Annotated in this window: 14 protein-coding genes; 7 read left to right on the plus strand and 7 right to left on the minus strand. The window is 38.6% G+C overall.

Annotation, left to right across the window (positions count from 1 at the left end):
* Positions 1 to 313 precede the first annotated feature (313 nt).
* Positions 314 to 2,008, plus strand: coding sequence for an AMP-binding protein (locus tag FHR28_RS21120; RefSeq protein ID WP_166783483.1), 1,695 nt, complete (start codon positions 314 to 316; stop codon positions 2,006 to 2,008).
* A gap of 164 nt (positions 2,009 to 2,172) precedes the next feature.
* Here FHR28_RS21120 and FHR28_RS21125 read toward each other — a convergent pair whose 3' ends face one another.
* The 3 genes from FHR28_RS21125 to fabR all read right to left on the minus strand — a co-directional run bounded on the left by FHR28_RS21125 (position 2,173) and on the right by fabR (position 5,018).
* The gene (locus FHR28_RS21125) at positions 2,173 to 3,189 is read right to left on the minus strand and encodes an AI-2E family transporter (protein WP_166783484.1); all 1,017 of its coding nucleotides are present in this window, start codon (positions 3,187 to 3,189) and stop codon (positions 2,173 to 2,175) included.
* Between the two features lie 258 nt (positions 3,190 to 3,447).
* Positions 3,448 to 4,278: a 4-hydroxy-tetrahydrodipicolinate reductase gene (dapB, locus tag FHR28_RS21130; RefSeq protein WP_166783485.1), complete on the minus strand. Its 831-nt coding sequence runs from the start codon at positions 4,276 to 4,278 to the stop codon at positions 3,448 to 3,450.
* Positions 4,279 to 4,322: 44 nt separating this feature from the next.
* Positions 4,323 to 5,018, minus strand: a complete 696-nt coding sequence (gene fabR, locus FHR28_RS21135) for an HTH-type transcriptional repressor FabR (RefSeq protein ID WP_004721706.1) — start codon at positions 5,016 to 5,018, stop codon at positions 4,323 to 4,325.
* A 142-nt stretch (positions 5,019 to 5,160) separates the two neighbouring features.
* Here fabR and FHR28_RS21140 point away from each other — a divergent pair, with 142 nt between their 5' ends.
* From FHR28_RS21140 to FHR28_RS21155, 4 genes are all read left to right on the plus strand, one after another.
* On the plus strand, positions 5,161 to 6,228 hold the full coding sequence (locus tag FHR28_RS21140) for a ferredoxin reductase (RefSeq protein WP_166783486.1): 1,068 nt from the start codon (positions 5,161 to 5,163) through the stop codon (positions 6,226 to 6,228).
* 12 nt (positions 6,229 to 6,240) lie between these two features.
* Complete coding sequence (locus FHR28_RS21145; protein WP_166783487.1) at positions 6,241 to 7,335, plus strand: fatty acid desaturase family protein; 1,095 nt, start codon at positions 6,241 to 6,243, stop codon at positions 7,333 to 7,335.
* Between the two features lie 386 nt (positions 7,336 to 7,721).
* Complete coding sequence (locus FHR28_RS21150; protein ID WP_166783488.1) at positions 7,722 to 8,357, plus strand: SMI1/KNR4 family protein; 636 nt, start codon at positions 7,722 to 7,724, stop codon at positions 8,355 to 8,357.
* 164 nt (positions 8,358 to 8,521) lie between these two features.
* Entirely contained in the window at positions 8,522 to 8,842 is a 321-nt protein-coding gene (locus FHR28_RS21155) for a MazG-like protein (protein WP_166783489.1), read from the plus strand.
* A gap of 99 nt (positions 8,843 to 8,941) precedes the next feature.
* Here the strand turns inward: FHR28_RS21155 and FHR28_RS21160 are convergent, their stop codons facing one another.
* The 3 genes from FHR28_RS21160 to FHR28_RS21170 all read right to left on the minus strand — a co-directional run bounded on the left by FHR28_RS21160 (position 8,942) and on the right by FHR28_RS21170 (position 12,972).
* Positions 8,942 to 9,712 carry a sulfite exporter TauE/SafE family protein gene (locus tag FHR28_RS21160; RefSeq protein ID WP_166783490.1) on the minus strand — a complete coding sequence of 257 codons (771 nt, stop codon included), beginning with the start codon at positions 9,710 to 9,712 and terminating at the stop codon, positions 8,942 to 8,944.
* Between the two features lie 141 nt (positions 9,713 to 9,853).
* Positions 9,854 to 12,058, minus strand: a complete 2,205-nt coding sequence (locus tag FHR28_RS21165) for a TonB-dependent receptor family protein (protein ID WP_166783491.1) — start codon at positions 12,056 to 12,058, stop codon at positions 9,854 to 9,856.
* A gap of 206 nt (positions 12,059 to 12,264) precedes the next feature.
* Entirely contained in the window at positions 12,265 to 12,972 is a 708-nt protein-coding gene (locus tag FHR28_RS21170; protein ID WP_004721692.1) for an SIMPL domain-containing protein, read from the minus strand.
* A 499-nt stretch (positions 12,973 to 13,471) separates the two neighbouring features.
* Between FHR28_RS21170 and FHR28_RS21175 the strand changes: the two genes are divergently transcribed.
* Both FHR28_RS21175 and FHR28_RS21180 read left to right on the plus strand, forming a co-directional pair.
* Positions 13,472 to 14,845, plus strand: coding sequence for a diaminobutyrate--2-oxoglutarate transaminase (locus tag FHR28_RS21175; RefSeq protein ID WP_004721690.1), 1,374 nt, complete (start codon positions 13,472 to 13,474; stop codon positions 14,843 to 14,845).
* A 3-nt stretch (positions 14,846 to 14,848) separates the two neighbouring features.
* Positions 14,849 to 16,381, plus strand: a complete 1,533-nt coding sequence (locus FHR28_RS21180; RefSeq protein WP_004721689.1) for a pyridoxal phosphate-dependent decarboxylase family protein — start codon at positions 14,849 to 14,851, stop codon at positions 16,379 to 16,381.
* 177 nt (positions 16,382 to 16,558) lie between these two features.
* Here FHR28_RS21180 and FHR28_RS21185 read toward each other — a convergent pair whose 3' ends face one another.
* On the minus strand, positions 16,559 to 17,278 hold the full coding sequence (locus FHR28_RS21185; RefSeq protein ID WP_004721687.1) for a D-Ala-D-Ala carboxypeptidase family metallohydrolase: 720 nt from the start codon (positions 17,276 to 17,278) through the stop codon (positions 16,559 to 16,561).
* Positions 17,279 to 17,365: the final 87 nt, after the last annotated feature.

Consider the following 17,365-nt stretch of genomic DNA (forward strand, 5'->3'; position numbering starts at 1 on the left):
TTATATGGTCATATCTTGTATGAGGGGCTATAGACCATGCTTCAATGTCACCACGCGATAGAAACGCCATGTATCATTGGATGAGATCTACTTTACAACAATAATCAATGAAGGATTTACAGGGAGTTTGTTGTATACATCGCAACCGTTTTTATGCTATTAAAATAGTCTACTTTGATCTAGATTTGTTCCTTAGAGATAAAGTTTACTCACCCATGTAATTTGATCATTCAGTATTGTGTATCCAAATAGACAAGTTCGAAAGTAACCGTCTATAGCCAAGATAAAAACTTAAAATAATGGAAGAAATGATATGGAAAACAAGGATTTTGTTGAGTTTCATGATACCCATGTGCACTATCTACTTCATTGGGAAAAGCAATTACCGCAAAAAGATGTGTTTGTACAACCATTGGCCAATGGCAATGTGGTGCATTACACATGGTCGGAAGTTGCACAACAAGTTCGCAGTATGGCGAGTTATTTACAGTCTTTAAACTTGCCTGAAAAGAGTGCGATCGCAATTTATGGTAAAAATAGTGCGCATTGGCTTATGGCAGATTTAGCGATCTGGATGTCAGGTCATATCTCAGTCCCACTCTATCCAACACTCAATGCGGAAGGTGCAGCTTATGTACTCAACCATAGTGAAGCAAAACTCTTATTTATTGGAAAATTGGACGGTAAAGCGGATAGCTGGAATGAGGTAAAAACAATCATTCCACAAGATTTAGCTTGTGTGCGTTTGGCATTATCACCTGAATTCGACGCACCGCAATGGAATGATATTGTGCAATCTGTTGCGCCACTAGAAAACCCAGTATTACCCAATAAAAATGATTTAGCGACCATCGTTTATACGTCTGGCAGTACTGGTGTACCTAAAGGGGTTATGCAAAGTTTTGCGACGCTTTTATCTGGCGCTCGTGAACTCAGATTGACTTATCAAGTGACAACATCTGATCGGGCCTTATCTTATTTACCACTTGCACATGTTGCTGAGCGAATTTTTATTCAATCTTCATTGATGGTTTGCGGTTTTACCGTGTATTTTGCAAATTCAATTGAAACCTTTGTCGAAGATTTGAATCGTGCCAAACCTACATTATTCTTTTCAGTGCCACGCTTATGGACCAAGTTCTATTTGGGGGTTAATGAAAAAATACCCCTCCATATACAAAAGATTTTATTCAAAATACCTGTGTTGGGTAAATTGGTCAAAAAGAAATTACTCACCAAGCTCGGGCTAAATCATGTCCGTTATGCATTTACTGCTGCTGCACCATTACCTACAGATATTATTTTATGGTATCGAAATTTAGGTTTAGAGTTACTTGAAGTCTATGGTATGACTGAAAATTGTGGTTATTCGCATGTGACACGTGTGGGGCAGTTTGCCAGTGGTTATGTGGGGCATGCCCAACCTAAAGTGGAGTGTAAAATTGATGAAAATGGTGAAATTCTGGTAAAAAGCCCAGGAACTATGTTGGGCTATTATAAAAATCCAGAAAAAACCGCAGAAGATATGACCGAAGATGGATTTTTACGTACTGGGGATTTGGGCGAGATCGATGCAGAAGGGCGGTTAAAAATTACGGGTCGAATTAAAGATATTTTTAAAACAAGCAAAGGCAAATACATCATGCCAGTCCCGACTGAGCAAAAAATCGGAAATCAGGCCTTAATTGAATCTGTATGTATTGGTGGTTCAAGCCAACCACAACCAGTTGCCTTTATTATGTTGGCTGAAGATATCCGTAACAGTCTGAAGCAGAACCCTAAGCGAGATGAAATTGAAAACACCTTAAAAGCATTAAGGCTGAAGATCAATGAAGAACTGGAGGCCCATGCAAAAATCAGCTTCTTTGTTGTAGTCAATGAACCATGGACCATGGAAAATGATTTACTCACTCCAACGATGAAAATTAAGCGTAATAAAATTGAAAGTCACTATGAGCCATTTTTAGACGCTTGGGCACAACAGAAAAAAGAAGTGGTCTGGGAATAAAAGTTTTTAACTACATTCGCATTATTAGGAAAAAAGCCTGAATTGTAATATTGTTCAGTTCAGGCTTTTTTTAATTCTCTTCTTTTACAAAGTAATACTTCTTACCTTTAAAAAGAAGGGTTTCTTGATGACTCAAATGAACTATGCTTTAAATCATTTCAGCTTTAAATCATTTCGGCTTGTTTAAGTTCTAACTTGATATAGGCATAGAAAATGGGTGCAACAATTAAACCCGCTAAGCCAAAGAACGACTCAAAGACTAACATTGCCAATAACACTTCCCATGACGCTGCATGGATTTTTGTGCCAATAATTTTGGCGTTAATAAAGTATTCCAGCTTATGGATAAAAATCAGATAAAGTAATGCTATACCTGCGGTAGATACTGAAATGGTTAAACCTGCCATAACAATAATGGTATTGGAGAGTAAGTTTCCGACAATTGGAATTAATCCAAAAATAAAAGTCAGGATCACCAAGGTATTGGCAAAAGGTAAATGTATATCAAATATAGGGAGGATCAAGTGAGAGAAAATCAAAAATAAAAAGGTATTGATTAACGAAATTTTAAACTGCGCAAACACCACATTTTTAAAAGATGACGAAAGATTCTCAATACGTGTGATCATGGCACGCTTAAATTCTGGCTGATCCGGCTGTGGACGCAGTTGGTTTAATGAGACAAGGATCCCCACAATCATACCAATCAGCATGGTGGCTAAACTATGTAAAAAGCCTGTTCCGGTACTTTTTAAGGTTGATAAATTATCTTTGATTAAATCAAAGGTTTGATCTTTTAATTCAGTGAGTGAATAAGGAATAAATCCGGGAATATATTGTGCCACTTCAAGTTGTAGCTTTTGTAAGGTTTTATCGACTTGGTCACTGATGGCATTGATTCCCGCACCTTGCAAATCATGTTGAACAAAGCTGATTAACCCTGTGATGCTGAGCACAATCAAAGAAATAATAAAGATGGCTAGAATAATGCTAATGGTCAGGCGAGCTCTTTGACCATCAATATATCTTTCTGTAATGCTACCTAAACTATTGATGATTTCAAAAACAACAAAACCTGCAAAAAATGATGCTAAAAGATGCAAGGGAATCAGTAAAGACAAAAAGATCAGCATGAGTACGTAACTTGCAATAATACTTTGACGATCATTTAACAGTTTCATGTGAATAGAGCTCAATTATACAATTGATGTATAGGGGAATATAAAAATACCAAGTTAGATTTATATCACTCTAACTCGTGGCGAGATAGCTATTTTTAAATACAAAGCTTAATTCAATGTGAAAATATTTGGCCTGAATACTGGGTGAAAAGTCTTTAAAAACTTTAAAGAAATATAAAAGATCACTATCGCGTGATTGAGCAAAAAAATTAATGCTGCGTACATTGAGCAGTATATCTAATAGTACATAGAGCGCTATTAAAGCGAGTGGTTCAAATGAATCACGTCATACATGTTGTATAAGCCAGCGGGTTGAGAAATACACCACATTGCGGCACGAATTGCACCAGTCGCAAAGTTCATCCGATTGCTTGCAATATGTTTGATTTCGACCTGTTCCCCATGACCATAAAATATTGTGTTATGTTCACCAACAATGTCACCACCACGTATAGCTTGTAAACCGATCTGTTGGTGTGCTCGCTCAGCAACCTGAGCATGGCGTTGATAGACCGCTAAATCACTGAGCAATTGCGCTCTGACTTGAGCAATCGCTTCTGCATACATCAATGCCGTACCAGATGGCGCATCTACTTTTTGCCGGTGATGCGCTTCGATGATTTCAGCTTCAAATTCTGTACCTAATAATTGGGCGGCAACTCGAACCAGATCAACACTAAGATTGACACCAATGGAATAATTGCCAGAATGCACGATAGCAATATCTTGCGCTGCTTGAGCAATGTGTTGATTTAATTGCTCAGATAAACCAGTGATACCAATAATCATCGGCTTTTTAGCATGCTGGCAAATTTTTAAATGTTGCGATACTGCTTCTGCTGTAGTGAAATCAATCACCACATCACAATGCTGAATGACGTCTTCCAAACGATCTGAAATAAGCACATTTAATGGTGCTAGATTGAGATATTGCCCTAGTTCATGACCAATCGCTGCACTTGCAACTCTTGCTGTAGCAACAGTAATGTTTAGTCCCGCATTGAGACAGGCCTGAACTAGCATTTGTCCCATGCGGCCAGTCACACCAAGTATGCCTACACGAATATTTTGTTGATTGTGACTGATCATTGGGTCTTGATACTTATATTTAATAGGCTATGAAAGAATAGGTATTATTTAATTTGCGCTTCGTCTAAATGACGCGAACCTTCGAGTAACATGCGAATCATCACCATGGTTTGTTCAGCGACTTCTTTACGTTCAGCAATTGGCAAATCAATCACCTTGGCACCCATATTAAATACCAGCTGAGTAATGGCTTTGGCGACTAAATCAGGATGGGTTAATTTACTGTGATTGATGCGTTCTATTCGAATCAAATCCTCTTGGAGTTCTTGTTGGAAATAATTAAGTTGTTTGTCTACAGCAAGTTTATATTGCTTTGATCCTGTATAACCTTCACGCAGTAGTAAACTTAGGTTGCCTTCATCGGCATCTAGTTGTTCAATAAATACTTCAACTGAACTGCGAATAATACTGCTTTGTCTAATTGCCTTGATTCGAGCTTCATGCAAAATTTGACGGAGCACCACGCCTGAACGATCAATCAGTTCAATCGCCAACTCATCAATATCTTTAAAGTGACGATAAAAACTATTTGGCGCAATCCCAGCTTCACGAGCAACTTCTCTTAAACTTAAAGAGGAAATACTTTTTTGCGGTCCAATCAAATTTAAGGCGGCTTGGAATAATTCTTCTTTGGTAATTGTCGCTTTGCGTCCAACAGTACGTACAGAAACTTTTTCAAGCTCATGAATTTGATCTTGAAGGGTAGCTGGGTTCTGAGGTAATACGGACGTTGGATTCATAAAGTATCAAATAGTTAAAATATTTTTTTCATTATAGCCTTTGTCATTACATAAATGAAATGTCTAGATACAATACACGCGTATATACAAATATATATACATGTGTATAATAATTAAAAATCACTCAGATGGTGAGCCTAGTATGCACGCTATTGAAAAGCAAAAATCTCCCGTAAACGCTATATTTGATATGGTGTTAGGAACTCATACGACTAATTTTTGGCTACAGAAAATTAATCCATTGTGGTCAGTTCAACAAGCTTTGGGGATAATTGTTGAAAAAGAACAATCCGCCGCAGATACGATCAGCTTAACCATCAAAATTAACCGTTTGTTTAAAATGGGGTTGGCTGGGCAGCATCATCCGATCACTGTCGAAATCAATGGCCGTCGTTATGAACGTACCTATAGTCTGACTCAATTAGATACGCAACATGTATTACTCACGGCAAAAAAAGTAGAAAAAGGCATTGTGAGTAACTGGTTGTTTGAACATGCCCAAGTGGGTGAGGTGATTGAATTTGGTCGACCTTATGGTGATATGTTATTGCCTCAAGTTGCTAGTCCACTGATTCTGGTCGCAGCGGGCAGCGGTATTACACCGATGTATAGCTTGATTCAGGCCTTGGCAGCCAACCAGCAACTTGATCGTCAGCCAGTACATTTGATGTATTGGGTTAAAAAAAATGCAGACGTTGCCTTTAAACAACAGTTTGAGCAATTTGCTCAACAGTATCCTGATTTTAAATTTGATGTGTTCTATACCCAAGAAGTACCCGCAGACGCGCGTTTAAATAATGAATATTTACATATCATTAAAAATCTTGAGCAAAGTACGGTGTATGTATGTGGTCCTTCAGGTTTTGTAGCAACAGCTGAACAATTATTTGAACAGGCCAAAGTACTCAAAAGCGAAGCATTTAGCCTAAGCCCAGTGATTTCTGATGACACAGGTTTTATCAATGTCACATTAACCAAATCCAATAAAGTGGTTGCAATCCCCAAAGGTCAAGCCATTTTAGTCGGCTTAGAACAACAAAATATCAAACCAGAACATGGTTGTAGAATGGGTATTTGCAATAAATGCGCGTGTAATAAAGCACAGGGTGCCACAAAAAACTTAGTTAATGGTCAAGAAAATTTTGAACCAAATAATTTGCTGAGAATTTGTGTAAATACTGCCAAAACTGATTTAGTTATTGATCTTTAAGCGAGTTTTATCATGAATATGCCAGTTAAAATTCAATATTTTAAAAACACCAAAAACCGTGAACTGACCCAGACTGAGCTAGATGCTTTAGCGCGCGAGCTAGATGCGATTAAGCAAGAAGTCTTAGATGATATTGGCGAAAAAGATGCCAAATATATCAAAAAAGTATATGCCGCTATTCGTTATAGCAGTATTTTAGGCCGAGCATGCTTATTTGCGGGTTGGTTTCCACCAGCATGGTTACTGGGTACAGGTTTACTGAGCTTTGCCAAGATCATGGAAAACATGGAACTCGGTCATAATGTCATGCACGGACAATATGACTGGATGAATGATCCACGCTTTAAAGGTACAACTTACGAATGGGATATTGTTGGAACCTCTGACAACTGGCGCCAGACCCATAATTATAAGCATCATACCTATACCAATATCAAAGGTATGGATGATGATATCGGCTATGGTTTATTGCGTTTATTTCCAGAACAACGTTGGAAACCGGGTTTTTTATTGCAGCCTTTATATGCAATTCCGTTCTGTTTATTGTTCCAATGGGGCGTTGCGGTTCAAAACCTTGAAATTGGCAAACTAGTTTATAAACGTAAAACTTGGGCGCAATTTAAAGAAGTGTGGAAGCCAACTCAAAAGAAAATTGGTAAACAGTTTTTTAAAGATTATCTTTTCTTTCCCGTGATTGCTGGTCCTGCAGCTTTACCTGTATTTACAGGTAATTTAGTTGCTAATGGTATCCGCAATATTTGGACATTTAGTATCATTTTCTGTGGTCACTTTACCAAAGATGTCGAAGTGTTCCCTAAAACTGTTTTACAGGATGAAAGTCGTGGACATTGGTATATGCGCCAGATTCGCGGTTCTTCGAATTTAACCGGTTCAGAAGCATTTCATATTTTGACGGGACATTTGAGCCATCAAATCGAGCATCATTTATTCCCTGAAGTGCCTGCTCGTCGCTATCGTAAAATGGCGCCCAAAGTTGAAGCGGTATGTAAAAAGTATGGTTTAAACTACAACAATGCAAGTTTGTTTAAGCAGTATGGTCAAGTCCTTGGACGTATTGTGAAATATGCATTTCCATTTAAAAAGTAGTTGATTTGCTAAAGCTATAGCCACTTTTAAGTGGCTTTTTTATTGTCAATGATTGGGTTTTTCAGTAAAGTTTATTTGACTGTTATAAGGGTTTGTTGACAATTCGTCTACGTTTGCGACTGCGAGTGTTTTTTAGGCGATACTAGGCGCGGAGTATGAAATTTAGTCATTCTAAATGATGAGAAACAACGTTTCGCAAGGTAACTCGTAACGGCAAAAAACACTCTAGTCCCGAAGGGTTGTGGCTAAAATTATCTCAGCCTGTGTTATGAAACTCGAAAATAGTCTCGCTATTCTCTTCGTTTCATGCCTTGCCTGCTCAATTTTAGCCTACAACGCAAGCCATTTATGAAATGTCAACAGACCCTAAGATAAATGAGAAGAACATGATTCAAAAACAATTAGAAAATATACAAAATTGGTTAGTGCAACATGCGGCAAAGATCGCAAATCAATCACTCAATCCTGCTGCAAGTATTGCAGATATAGAACAATTTGAACAAAGGCTTTCTAAACACTTACCTGAAGATTTTAAACAGTTGTACTGTTGGCATAATGGGATGAATGAAGAGGAAAATTTAGGCAGTTTATTTTATGGTATGGAATTTTTATCGCTGACGAATATTGAAACTAAACGTGCCGATCTTGCGGATCTAGTTGATGAGTTGTTTGTTCTTCAACATGCTGACCCACAAATCAATCCAACCAATGCCCACCATCGAGATTGGGTTCAGTTTGCACATGACGGTGGGCGAACAGGTTTGTATGTGGATTTAGCACCCACCGCCGTAGGTCAAATTGGGCAAGTGATCTTTATTGATCATGAATATGATGTTGGGATTTTGGTCGCTAACTCGATTACCGATTTACTTCAACAATTTTCAGATGATTTAGACAATGACTTGTATCAGTTGAATGAAGATGCTTTAGAAGATGAAAATGAGTTTTTAGAAAGTGATGCAGCTATTGATCTGGTCAATTGGCATATGAGTGAATGCTGGGCGCGTCCTGATTTTACTTAGCTTTTTTTTAAAAATCATTTTATAAAATTATGTTTGAACGCTTTACCAGTAAAAAGTGTATCAATGGCGATTATTGCTACACACTCAATTTTGAACGCATTACATTTCTAATCGAATCAATTTTACAAAATCAAGTAAGCTCTAATTTTTAAACGAGCTAAATGATGGATCATAAAATAACGGTTAATGAGGTTGTAGCACGTTCAGTAAAAATCAGAGAGCGTTATCATGAGCTAGAGCGAATAAATCATCATGCTGAATGGACAGTGCAAGAGGATGCGTTGGCATTTTTATCTGATGCTGGATTGGTTGGGAGATTAGTCATGGCGCAGACAGGGAAGTGGTTACACAAAGGCGATGCTCAACAAGAGTTGCAGCATAAGTTAGGTGAATGTGTCTGGTGGTTAGCCATTATTGCCAATGAATTAGATATGGATTTAACTGAAGCCACACAATACTTTTTAGATAAAGCTGAAAAGATTTAAATTTTTGGAAAAACTTCCATAGGAAGTTTTTTTATAATGTTAGTTTAGAAGCCCGCATTTTGGCTGGCTTGTTTCAATTTGTATATTTAGTATGAATGACTAATTGATAAATAAGTCATAGCCCATTCGGCCAATTAAAAACACCAGTAAAATTAAAAAGAAAACACGAATAAAACTACTTCCATATTTAAATGCTAAAGCTGTACCCGCAAGTGAGCCTAAAACATTGCAAACTGCTAAAATGATGCCAGCCATCCATAAAATATGCCCAGAAGGGATAAAGAAAAACATGGCAGCAATATTGGTGGCGACATTGACCAATTTGGCAGATGCAGAAGCATTTAAAAAATCAAAAGCAAATACTTTCACAAACAGAAAGAGTAAAAAACTGCCTGTCCCAGGGCCAAAAATTCCATCATAAAATCCAATTAAGGCGCCAAAAAATAAACCTAACGCAATTTCTTTCTTACCCGTCTGTAACACAGTATGGACTTTACCTAAGTCTTTTTTGGCAAAGGTGTAGATCGCAATCAAGATCAGTAAAAAGAATACGATATAACGCATCAACTCTTTAGGTATCAACGAAACTGACATTGCGCCTAAAAAAGAAAATATAAATGCTGCCAACATTGTGGGTAGTATAAGTTTCCAATTGATCGTAACTTTCTTAAAGTAAGCAAATGCAGAAGACACAGTCCCTGCCATGGCAATGATTTTATTGGTTCCAAAAACTGTGGCGAGACTTTGATTGGGAAAGGCATGCATTAGTGCTGGGAGTAGAACTAATCCACCTCCACCCACCGCAGCATCAATTAAACCCGCACAAAAAGCGAAGAAGCCTAAACTCAGAAGTATTGTCTCGTATTCCATTACAGATTGTTCTAACTGCTATTTTAAGAGAATAATCATAGAATATATTCAAATAAAAGTAATTAAAAAGCGCTAATCTCAGTCTATGAGATTAGCGCTTTAGTTTTAAATGCTTTGTAAATCTACAAGTTTTTTAAAAAATTAGAAATCAACAGAAGTTTGTAGATAGAAAGTACGCGGTTGCCCTACGTATTTACCACCTGTAGAGTCAGATGAGCGAGTAAAGTATTCTTGATCAAATAGGTTTTTAATCCCACCAGCAACTTTTAAACCGTAAAAATCTTGTCCAAAATCATAACCAGTACGTACCGCAAAAGTTGAATAACCTGGGATATCACCAGTACGACCATCTGCCGTTTCAACAGTTTGGTAAACATTGCCTGAACCCGGCGCATGTTGTTTAGATTGAGCAAACATATCTGCATTGACAGACCATTGGTCAAAGCTATAACCAAGCCCTAAATTTCCAACATGTCGTGAATAATAAGGTAAGTCCTTACCAGCAAATTTACCTGCTTCAGACATTGCTTTGGTAAAGGTATAATTACTATAGACTTTTAAGCCTTGCAGCGAGTCGTTGAGATTACCAAAGTCATAACTTAGACCGAGTTCTACGCCTTTATGAGTCGTTGCCCCCAGATTGGTCCAAATGCCTGTTCCAATAGTGTCTGGGCGCTCTAGTGATAGCTCTTTGTCGAAGTCTAAATAGAACACTGTAAATTCAGCATTTAAGCCATTGCCGAGATATTTAGTACCAATTTCGTAGTTGTTGGATTTTTCAGGATGTAAACCATCTAAAGTGGTTATCGCTTTATTTCCTTCGACTTTAGCCAACTGGTTATATTGTTGAGGGCCAAAAGAAACCGCTGCATTGGCAAAAACATTCCATTGTTCATTGAAATTGTATTGCACTGCAAGGCTTGGTAAAAACTCATCAGAATTGATTTTTGGATGCACTGTATTGATAAATTTACCATTTTGATAAGCGGTATAATCATTATGGGTTTTAATGGACTCAAATCGTACACCCGGAGTGATGGTCAGTGCACCTAGACCAAAACGGTTATCAATATACACGGCATGGGCTTTGGTTCCGCCCTCACTACTGGTATTAGCAAGACGTTCACCCGGTGTACCTGTTGCAGTGTTATATTGTGCTGTACGACCCGAAAACTCTGAACTATCTTCTTGTAAGTAGCGATAACCGACAGTGACTTCATTATTCATATTGCCCAAAGTGTAGGCGCGTGAATAACGCGGTTCAATGCCAAAATATTTATAATCACGTGGAGAGTTACTAATTCGACTATTTGCAGTACCTTCTACAGCAGACTCTAGATCACTGGTACGGAATGAATCGACATAATAACCAAGGATTTCAAAGTTATTGAGTTCATCTTTATGGCTATATTTAACAGAAACATCTGAACGACGGCCAGCAAAATAGTTACGGTATTGGTTTGACTGGTATGGGTTTTTGGCATAATCCGCAGTCGTTAAGCCTTCTGGCATTTCGCCACGACCTTCATAATGATGCAAATTAAGTGCAATCGAATCTGCATCTGTAAACTGATATGACGACTTTAACATGACGTCATCAATATCTATGTCGTTATTGGCTTCGCGATAGCCATTTCCTTTGGTTCCTGAATAAAGTAGCGCAAGACCTAAACCATTATCCATCGTACCGCCAATAAAGAGGTTTGGGCTGTACTTGAGTTGGTCGGTACCTGTGGCGAATTCTGTGGTTAAACCAACAGAGCCTGATAGTTTTTCAGGGATTGCACGGGTATTAAAGTTGATGATTCCCCCCACGTTTTGAGGCCCAAAGCGGACTGAACCTGCGCCACGAACAACGTCTACAGATTCAATATTGCCCATTGAAACAGGTGCCATAGACAATTGAGGTTGACCATAAGGTGCGAAGGATAATGGAACACCATCCATCAAGACCGTGGAGCGCGGTGATAGGCGAGAAGTTAAGCCACGTACACCCAGATTGAGTGAAACATCACTCCCCCCTGTACCATTGCTGTCCTGAACCTGAACCCCTGGCACTTGTTTTAGCGCATCACGGATAGAGGTCACCGCAGATTCGTCCAATTTTTTACGATCGATAATGGTCCGTGCACCTGCATGCTTGTGAACTTTTTCAGCATTGGCTGCTTCAAGCCAGTTTCCTTCAGCTTGTACGGTGATTGTTTTAAGTGTTTGCGTTGAAGTTTCTTGATTGTCTTCGGCAAAGGCAGCATTGGATATAAAGCTAAGTGAAACAGCAATTGCAAGGCTGAGATGTGAGGGTTTAAACAGGGTGAAGTCAGGTGTTCTATGGCTTGAAATTTTCATAAAGAGATAGGCATTTGAAATTGTGCGTATCTTAATCTCTTCAAGCATATTTTTAAATCAGGATGATTATCATTTAAAACTATTGTTTAATTCAAATTAATAGATTTTTTAATCAAATATTCACTTTTTTATATTGCAATAGCAAATTTATATAGCGCAATAGCAAAAAACCGTGCATAAGCACGGTCTTTATACTAATCAAAAAATTATTTAAACTGGATCGAACCATTGGCATTGACTGTGATTTTTGATTCACCAGCGGCCATGTTCTGACCACCGACTGCATCGGCAGCTTCGAACTTAGCCATAGATGCACGCGCTGCATATACTGGTTGCGGATAAGAGTTACTGGTGTTGATGTTGATATTGACCAAGTTATAAGACGATTTATTCCACGCTTGCGTTAAAATTTGCGCACGTTGCTGAAAGTTCTTTGAAGCTTCAACCATCAACTCATTTTCAACTTTTTTACGTTGTTCATCAGACACTGTGAAATTAATCGATTGTGTTTGGAAGCTAGTTTGCAATTCGTTGATTAATTGGCTTGCCGCTTTAAAATCTTTACTTTCAATTTGAATTTCTGCACGACCACGCCATTCTTTCAATTTTTGGTTGTCATTGTCATAAACAGGATAAGTGGTTTGTGAGCCTGTTTCGACTTTAACTTGTGGATACTTTTTCGAAATGCTAATGGCTTGATTCATTAACTGGGTGATTTGAGAAGATAACTCAGCAGGTTGCTTGTTGTTTTTCTCAATAAAAAGTACAGCATGCATTTCATCATTAGACACTTGACGTGTCGCATCTGCTTGAACGTTGACAATATTGTAGTTTAACGGGTCATTTTCTGCTGCCATCGTCATTGTGCTCAGTGTGGTTCCCAAGAGTAAAGTAGTTAAAGCTAAATAACGCATAATGAATCCTTAAAATTGTTTGACTAAATTTTATGACCGAAAGATATATTGTATAAATTGAATCTGTTTTTAATCATAAATCTGGTTTGCGGAAAACTATGGCAGATTTTGTGGTGCATTTGTAATAATTTGCATATAAATTGCAATTTTGTTTTGATTAAAATATTTTAAAAATTAAAAGCTTATCGAGTTTGATTGTGATAAAAAATGATCAGAAGGGTTGAGATTTATAAAGTGATTTTAATTATCGGCTTTTCTTTGCTTTGTCACATAGTATGATGATAATAACTAATTAGATTTAGCTAAATGTTTTTTTCGATAAATGGAGTGTGGATAAGTACATAAAAGATATTTATTTTCTTGTAAAAAACTGTATTATCGCGCTCCTAGTTATGAAGATTAAAAGCACTCTAACTAGATTTCTATAAAGCACCGAGTCAAAGGACCACAAGTCACCCGACTTATTTCTTTCAACCCATATCAGAGATGGTAATTCGATATGAGCGTTACTTCTGTAAATCCTGCTGCCACTTCCACAAACGAATACTACTTGACTCGCCAAAGTCAGATGGAATCGAATGTTCGTAGTTATCCACGTAAATTACCGTTAGCGATAGCGGAAGCACATGGTTGTTGGGTTACCGATGTTGAAGGTACAAAGTACCTCGATTGTTTAGCTGGGGCAGGAACATTGGCATTAGGCCATAACCATCCTGCGGTGATTAAAAGTATTCAAGACACTTTAGCGAGTGGTCTCCCTTTACATACTTTAGATTTAACAACGCCTTTAAAAGATGCTTTCACTGAAGCACTGCTTGCACAACTTCCGGGTGGGCAAGAAGAGTATTGCTTACAGTTCTGTGGCCCATCTGGTGCAGATGGTACAGAAGCAGCGATTAAATTGGCGAAAACCTATACAGGTCGCAATACAGTTATCAGTTTCTCTGGCGGTTACCATGGGATGACTCATGGCGCGTTAGCGATGACAGGTAATTTATCTGCTAAAAATGCGGTAAATGGCTTAATGCCAGGCGTACAATTTATGCCATACCCGCATGAATACCGTTGCCCGTTGGGTGTTGGCGGTGAAGCAGGTGTTGATGCCTTAACTTATTATTTCGAAAACTTCATTGAAGATGTCGAAAGCGGTGTAACTAAGCCTGCAGCTGTGATTCTTGAAGCAATTCAAGGTGAAGGCGGTGTGGTTACAGCGCCTGCGAAATGGTTGCAAAAAATCCGTGAAGTGACTGAGCGTCATAACATTGTGTTGATTTTGGACGAAGTTCAAGCAGGCTTTGCACGTTCAGGCAAAATGTTTGCTTTTGAACATGCTGGTATTGAACCTGATGTTGTGGTGATGTCAAAAGCAGTGGGTGGTAGCTTACCATTGGCTGTTTTGGGTATTAAACGTAAGTTTGATGCTTGGCAACCTGCAGGTCACACAGGTACTTTCCGTGGTAACCAACTTGCAATGGGTACTGGTCTTGCAACGATCAATACCATTAAAGAGCAAAACCTTGCACAAAATGCGCAACAACGTGGTGATTTCTTACAAGCTGAATTGAAAAAATTAGCGCAGGAATTCCCATGTATTGGTAATGTTCGTGGTCGCGGTTTAATGATCGGTATCGAAATTGTGGATGAGCGTAAGCAAGCGGATCATATGGGTTCTCTTCCTGCGGATTCACAGTTGGCTGCTGCAATTCAAACGGCATGTTTTAACAATAAATTATTGTTAGAAAAAGGCGGCCGTAGCGGTACGGTGATCCGTTTACTTTGCCCATTGATCATTACTCAAGAAGAATGTGAAGAAGCTATTGCGCGCTTTAAGAAAGCGGTTGCAGAGGCTCTTATTGCAGTTCGAGGCGCTTAATTCATGGTAGATTTTGCAGAACATCGTAAAGCGTTACTCTGCAATGATGCTCAATCTATTGCTGACTATGAGTCAGCAATGGGTGAGGCGACCAAAGCGGTCGCAGCATGGTTGCAAAATGACAAAATGTATACAGGTGGGAGCATTAAAGAACTTCGTGAAGCGATTTCTTTTGCACCGTCTAAACAAGGTCTAGGTTTACACCAATCGCTTGAGCGTATGGTTGAGCTTTTCCTGAACAAAAGTTTAAAAGTACATCATCCGCATTCTTTAGCACATTTGCATTGCCCAACCATGGTGACAAGTCAAATTGCTGAAGTCTTGATTAATGCGACCAACCAATCAATGGACTCATGGGATCAAAGCCCAGCAGGTTCTTTGATGGAAGTTCAATTGATCGACTGGCTGCGTCAAAAAGTAGGTTATGGTGCAGGTCAGGCAGGTGTGTTCACCTCTGGCGGCACTCAATCTAACTTGATGGGCGTATTGTTAGCGCGTGACTGGTGTATTGCCAAGAACTGGAAAGACGAAAATGGTCTGCCTTGGTCTGTGCAACGTGATGGCGTTCCAAGTGATGCCATGCGGAATGTCAAAGTGATCTGTTCTGAAAATGCACATTTTTCTGTGCAAAAGAACATGGCGATGATGGGCATGGGCTTCCAATCTGTGGTGACTGTTCCAGTCAATGAAAATGCGCAGATGGATGTTGATGCGCTCGAAAAAACCATGGCGCATTTACAGGCTGAAGGTAAAATTGTTGCTTGTGTTGTTGCGACTGCTGGGACAACCGATGCAGGTGCGATTGATCCATTGAAGAAAGTGCGTGAAATCACCAATAAATATGGCGCGTGGATGCATATCGACGCAGCATGGGGTGGTGCACTGATCTTATCGAATGACTACCGTTCAATGCTTGATGGCATTGAATTGTCTGATTCGATTACATTGGATTTCCATAAGCATTATTTCCAAAGTATTTCATGTGGTGCGTTCTTGTTGAAAGATGAAGCGAACTATCGTTTCATGCATTATGAAGCTGAATATTTAAATTCTGCTTATGATGAAGAACATGGTGTACCGAACCTAGTGTCTAAATCTCTACAAACTACACGCCGTTTTGATGCGTTGAAATTGTGGATGACGATTGAAAACCTAGGTGAAGAGCTTTATGGTTCAATGATTGACCATGGCGTTAAGCTAACTCGTGAAGTGGCAGATTACATCAATGCTACTGCTGGTTTAGAAATGCTGGTTGATCCACAATTTGCATCGGTATTATTCCGTGTAATACCTGATAATTATCCAGTTGAATTGCTTGATACTTTGAACCAAAACGTTGCAGATGAATTATTTGCGCGTGGTGAAGCCAATATTGGTGTAACTAAAGTTGGACAGGTTCAATCTTTGAAAATGACCACTTTAAGTCCAGTTGCAACTTTAGAAAACGTCAAGAATCTTCTTGCCTTGGTGCTAGAAGAAGCTGACCGTATTAAAGATGCAATTGCTGATGGTACCTATACGCCTGCAATTGACTAGATTGATATCCAGTTGATTGACGTTTGAAATAGATTAATTTTATTTCAAAAAACGCCCGATGAATTTCATTGGGCGTTTTTTATTTAAGGCTGTTTTGATCTAAAATATGATCAGTGATCAAATACTTGGTCATAAAAAAGAGATCTTATCGATCTCTTTTAAATTGAATATGGAGTATTAAAAATTACACATTGAGCTATTACGGGTGAGATCAGGTCCCCAAGTACGATAACCTTGAGTATCAATATGGATTTGCCCTGAAGCATACAGTCCTAAGCCCATGTTTAAGCTTTGACCATACTGCGACCAGAACTGGCATAATTTGAATTTGGTATGTTCAATATACGCATAATCTTGAGGTTGCGGATTTTCTGGCCCAATACGGAAATCAATGGCTGAATTGAATAGGTGACGTGAAGATCCAGCACCACCGGCACATTGGTTTAAAGGTAAGTCTCGATATACTGAGGTTACAGTAAAATCAGTCAGAACTTTAGAAGCAACCAAGTATTTGAATACTTTTAATGTCGGTAATTGATTACTCCAAAGCTCACGGCTTGGAATCATATATTCAGACTTACCACACTTGTCCCAATCCCGTGCAGTTTTAAATAACTCAAAACTAGGAATAATATTTCCAGCATTATTTTGTTCAAGAAAACGTTCATAATCACGTGCACGTGATTGATTGTCTCCATAGATCAACCATTGGCGATAAGATGAAGGCATCGTTTTAGGAGGAATAGGTCGCTCAATCGTAATTTTTTCTTCGGGGATGTAAATACGCTGACCATGCGACGTGCTAATTGTTGGATTCTTTTGAGGGGAAGATGTACATCCAGCCAGAATCATTGTAGTAACACCGACAGCAAGTAAACCTTTCAAAATAAATTTCATTCTCAATATTAGCTAAAGCAAGTAACGGGCTATTTTAGTCTAGTTTGGCGCGTGTATTATGGATAAATTGCAAATAAATGTACAATT

Origin of the sequence: Acinetobacter sp. BIGb0196, from assembly GCF_011759595.1 — a bacterium.
GTDB classification, from domain to species: Bacteria; Pseudomonadota; Gammaproteobacteria; order Pseudomonadales; family Moraxellaceae; genus Acinetobacter; species Acinetobacter guillouiae.